Genomic DNA, 513 nt, shown 5'->3' with positions numbered 1-513 from the left:
CAGTACTCAATCGTCCTGAGACTTCAGCGACCGTAGCAGAAATTGGGGAGTATGGCGTATTTTTTATCGTGCGTTTTTGGGTCAAGCCAGCAGCCGTGGCACGTATACCCAAAATCAAAGAAGTGCTACAAGAAGAGATAAAAATTGCCTTTGATGCGGCCAATATCTCGACGCCCTATCCACATATGCGCCTGCTCATGCCAAAAGACGTCGACTATCCTATCGCTACTAAACCTTTTGCAACCACCACTCAAGTTGTATCAGGAAAATCATCATTGGCAAAGGATGAGTAGCTGACTTATTTTCATGTATTTATCTATCGCACCTCAAACTTGTCGCACCTATTGCACCTTAAACATTGCCACTTTGAACCATCCTACCGTGAATTATGGTAAAATTATCGGTTAAAACATTTATTTTATTATTTGCCTCTTTTGTCAATTTAGCCCACAGGTACCCGTATGACCGAACAAACCGCAGCTGCACCCTCTTCTACATTGTCGCTTGATCTTA

1 pseudogene is annotated in these 513 nt (G+C 42.7%); it reads left to right on the top strand.

The window, feature by feature from the left end:
* Nucleotides 1–293: pseudogene (locus tag ACS8FC_RS21025) on the top strand (mechanosensitive ion channel family protein); the annotation flags it as partial.
* Nucleotides 294–513 lie beyond the last annotated feature (220 nt).

Source organism: Psychrobacter sp. 1Y4, from assembly GCF_051847555.1.
The sequence above is the reverse complement of the archived record's forward strand: the minus strand, read 5'-3'. Positions and strand labels throughout refer to the sequence as shown.